This window comes from Pseudomonas sp. P1_F1_2, assembly GCF_056405815.1.
This window is the reverse complement of the sequence record NZ_JBFUBK010000186.1, coordinates 1-4,529: the sequence shown is the minus strand read 5'-3', so window position 1 is coordinate 4,529 and position 4,529 is coordinate 1. Positions and strand designations below refer to the sequence as shown.

Annotated in this window: 2 protein-coding genes and 1 pseudogene; 2 read left to right on the top strand and 1 reads right to left on the bottom strand. The window is 58.9% G+C overall.

Going from position 1 to position 4,529, the window contains the following annotated elements; translation table 11 throughout:
• The first annotated feature begins 573 nt into the window (after nucleotides 1-573).
• Both AC1D2P_RS30210 and AC1D2P_RS30205 read left to right on the top strand, forming a co-directional pair.
• Nucleotides 574-2,625: a putative bifunctional diguanylate cyclase/phosphodiesterase gene (locus tag AC1D2P_RS30210; RefSeq protein ID WP_477811752.1), complete on the top strand. Its 2,052-nt coding sequence runs from the start codon at nucleotides 574-576 to the stop codon at nucleotides 2,623-2,625.
• A gap of 256 nt (nucleotides 2,626-2,881) precedes the next feature.
• Entirely contained in the window at nucleotides 2,882-4,231 is a 1,350-nt protein-coding gene (locus tag AC1D2P_RS30205) for an imelysin family protein (protein WP_109785264.1), read from the top strand.
• A 129-nt stretch (nucleotides 4,232-4,360) separates the two neighbouring features.
• Here the strand turns inward: AC1D2P_RS30205 and AC1D2P_RS30200 are convergent.
• Nucleotides 4,361-4,529, bottom strand: a pseudogene (locus AC1D2P_RS30200) (IS5/IS1182 family transposase); the annotation flags it as partial.

Genomic DNA, 4,529 nt, shown 5'->3' with positions numbered 1-4,529 from the left:
TCGGGAGGCTGAGTGGAGGTGTTCATCCGGGGAGTGGCGCGCAGCGCCGTTCGACGCAGTCGAACACGCTGCATGTAGGTCGAAGCGAAGCCGACCGGAGGGCAGTGTCCCCGGATGAATACCGGAGCGAAGGAACGCCGAGCCCCAGCGAGGGGCCGGACGCCGGGGCGAGACCTTTGCTTCCTTTGGGGCGTTTGCCAAAGGGAGTCGACCGTCAGGGCGAAACCATAAGTAGCCGTTACCGCAGCAACGGATATGTACCCCCCCCACAGCCTCAACGCGCCCCCAAAAAAATCAAGCCAAAATCGGACGATGAAACCAGCGATCAACCCCTTGCCCCAACGCCACACCCGTCTAACATCAACCAAAAGGAAAAATAGTCCCCATCCCCCTCAAGTTGAAGGACCCAACTACCGACACAGTACTAATCGGACAAATACCCCAGGCAACTGCATATCGGCCAAGCCCACAGGCAAAAACCCCCTGTGATTGATTGTCCCTTTGACTGCAAACACAGGATTGCCAATACTCATGGCAACTTGATGCTACCCGCACGGAACAAGGAATAACCCTTTGAAGCTGGAACTCAAGAACAGCTTGTCGGTGAAGTTGCTCCGGGTCGTGCTCCTGTCGGCATTGATCGTCGGCGTGGTCTTGAGCTGTGCGCAAATCGTCTTCGATGCCTACAAGACGCGCCAGGCCGTGGCCAATGACGCCGAACGCATCCTCGACATGTTCCGCGACCCCTCGACCCAGGCGGTCTACAGCCTGGACCGGGAAATGGGCATGCAAGTGATCGAAGGCCTGTTCCAGGACGACGCCGTGCGCCAGGCCTCCATCGGCCACCCCAACGAAGCCATGCTCGCGCAAAAAACCCGCGAATTGCAGCATTCAAACAGTCGCTGGCTGACCGACCTGATCCTCGGCAAGGAACGCACCTTCACCACCCAACTGGTAGGTCGCGGCCCTTACAGTGAATATTACGGCGACCTGAGCATCACCCTCGATACCGCCACCTACGGGCAGGGCTTCATCGTCAACTCGGTGATCATCTTCATTTCCGGCGTGCTGCGCGCCTTGGCCATGGGCCTGGTGCTGTACCTGGTCTATCACTGGCTGCTGACCAAACCGCTGTCGCGGATTATCGAACACCTGACCGAAATCAACCCGGATCGCCCCAGCGAACACAAAATCCCGCAGCTCAAGGGCCACGAAAAAAACGAACTGGGGATCTGGATCAACACCGCCAACCAGTTGCTCGAATCCATCGAACGCAACACTCACCTGCGCCACGAAGCGGAAAACAGCCTGTTGCGCATGGCCCAGTACGACTTCCTCACCGGCCTGCCAAATCGCCAGCAATTGCAGCATCAGCTGGACAAGATCCTGGTCGACGCCGGCAAATTGCAGCGTCGGGTCGCGGTGTTGGTGGTGGGCCTGGATGACTTCAAAGGCATTAACGAACAATTCAGCTATCAGACCGGCGACCAATTGCTATTGGCCCTGGCTGACAGGTTGCGGGCTCACAGTGGCCGCCTCGGCGCCCTCGCCCGTCTGGGCGGCGACCAGTTCGCCCTGGTCCAGGCCGATATCGAACAACCCTACGAAGCCGCCGAACTGGCGCAAAGCATTCTCGATGACCTGGAAGCGGCGTTTGCCCTCGATCATCAGGAAATACGCCTGCGCGCGACCATTGGCATCACCTTGTTTCCCGAGGATGGCGACAGCACCGAGAAGCTGCTGCAAAAAGCCGAACAGACCATGACCCTGGCCAAGACGCGCTCACGCAATCGCTATCAGTTCTACATTGCCAGCGTCGACACCGAGATGCGCCGCCGTCGCGAACTGGAAAAAGACCTGCGCGACGCACTGCTGCGCAATCAGTTCTACCTGGTCTACCAACCCCAAATCAGTTACCGCGACCACCGGGTGGTGGGCGTCGAAGCGTTGATTCGCTGGCAACATCCCGAGCATGGCCTGGTGCCGCCCGATCTGTTCATTCCGTTGGCCGAGCAAAACGGCACCATCATTGCCATTGGCGAATGGGTACTGGATCAGGCCTGCAAACAGCTGCGTGAATGGCACGACCAGGGCTTCCCCGACCTGCGCATGGCGGTCAACCTGTCCACCGTGCAATTGCACCACGCCGAGTTGCCGCGAGTGGTCAATAACCTGCTGMAAATGTACCGTCTGCCACCGCGCAGCCTGGAACTGGAAGTGACCGAAACCGGCCTCATGGAAGACATCAGCACCGCCGCCCAACACCTGCTGAGCCTGCGCCGCTCCGGCGCATTGATCGCCATCGATGACTTCGGCACCGGCTATTCGTCACTGAGCTATCTGAAAAGCCTGCCGCTGGACAAAATCAAGATCGACAAGAGCTTCGTGCAAGACCTGCTCGATGACGACGACGATGCAACCATCGTTCGAGCGATTATCCAGTTGGGCAAGAGTCTGGGCATGCAGGTCATTGCCGAAGGCGTGGAAACCGCCGAGCAAGAGGCCTATATCATCTCCGAAGGCTGCCACGAAGGTCAGGGCTATCACTACAGCAAACCCTTGCCGGCACGTGAGTTGAGCGCCTACCTGAAACAGGCCCAGCGCAGTAACGCGGCTATTTTGTAGATTTGTAGAGATTCGGAAATCGCAGCCTCGTTTCACTCGACAGCTCCTACATGGGCCCCCGTGCTTCTGTAGCAGCTGTGTAGCAGCTGTCGAGTGAAACGAGGCTGCGTTTCTTTTGATCCACGACACAACCCCGTGTGAATAAGAAATATTTCCACCTGCAACCCTTTACACATAATGCGAAAGATTTGCATTATGTCGCAGTTTTGCGCGCGTGAAGCGCCCTTCCACCCCCTCTTGAAGCAGGATGTTCGCCATGATTCGTATGCCTCTGGCTACCGCCAGTCTGTTGGCCATCGCTATTTCCCTCGCCGGTTGTGGCGAAGGCAAAGACAAGACCACGGCAGCGCCAGCGCCTACACCAGTCGCCAGCGCTGCCGCTGCTCCAGCGGCTGCGCCTGCCGCTGTCAGCAAAGTCGATGAAGCCGCCGCCAAAGCCGTTGTCGCGCACTACGCCGACATCGTCTTCGCCGTATACAGCGATGCCGAATCCACCGCGAAAACCCTGCAAACCGCCGTCGACGCCTTCCTCGCCAAGCCGAACGCCGACACCTTGAAAGCCGCCAAGGCTGCCTGGGTCGCTGCCCGCGTTCCTTACCTGCAGAGTGAAGTGTTCCGCTTCGGCAACACCATCATCGACGATTGGGAAGGTCAGGTTAACTCCTGGCCACTGGACGAAGGCCTGATCGACTACGTCGACAAATCCTACGAACACGCACTGGGTAACCCGGGCGCCACGGCCAACATCATCGCCAACACTGAAGTCCAGATCGGCGAAGACAAGGTCGACGTGAAAGACATCACCCCGGCAAAACTCGCCAGCCTGAACGAGCTGGGTGGTTCCGAGGCTAACGTCGCCACCGGCTACCACGCCATCGAGTTCCTGCTGTGGGGCCAGGACCTGAACGGCACTGGCCCTGGCGCCGGCAACCGTCCTGCTTCCGACTACCTGGAAGGCAAAGGCGCAACCGGTGGTCACAACGACCGTCGTCGCGCTTACCTGAAGTCCGTGACCCAACTGCTGGTCAGCGATCTGGAAGAAATGGTCGGTAACTGGAAGCCAAACGTGGCTGACAACTACCGCGCCACGCTGGAAGCCGAACCGGTTGAATCCGGCCTGCGCAAAATGCTGTTCGGCATGGGCAGCCTGTCCCTGGGCGAACTGGCGGGCGAGCGCATGAAGGTTTCCCTGGAAGCCAACTCCCCGGAAGACGAACAGGATTGCTTCAGCGACAACACCCACAACTCGCACTTCTACGATGCCAAAGGCATTCGTAACGTGTACCTGGGCGAATACACCCGCGCCGACGGCACCAAAATGACCGGCGCCAGCCTGTCGTCCCTGGTGGCCAAAGCCGACCCGGCTGCCGACACCACTCTGAAAGCCGATCTGGCCGCGACCGAAGCCAAGCTTCAGGTCATGGTTGATCACGCCAACAAAGGCGAGCACTACGACCAACTGATCGCCGCTGGCAACACCGCGGGCAATCAGATCGTGCGTGACGCGATCGCTTCCCTGGTCAAGCAGACTGGCGCGATCGAAGCCGCTGCTGGCTCGCTGGGTATCAGCGACCTGAACCCGGACAACGCTGATCACGAATTCTGATCAACGCTGGCTGACTGAAAAAGGCGACCTTCGCAGACTGTGTGAAAACGCGCTGAAGGCCGGCCCAACAAACGCCCCGACTTGTTCGGGGCGTTTGTTTTGGTGCGGGCGACAGGCGAAAAAAGCCTTTCAGCCCATTAACGCCATCAATTGGCGGGCCCCGAGCACACTAATTGCGCGTTTTAGGTTGTAGGCACTCACTGCCAAGGCCATTTCCGCTCTCGCGCCCTCCAGTTGACGCAACAGGAAGCGAGCATTGCCAAACAGCCATTGCTTCAGGTCAGCCATTGCTTCAGGT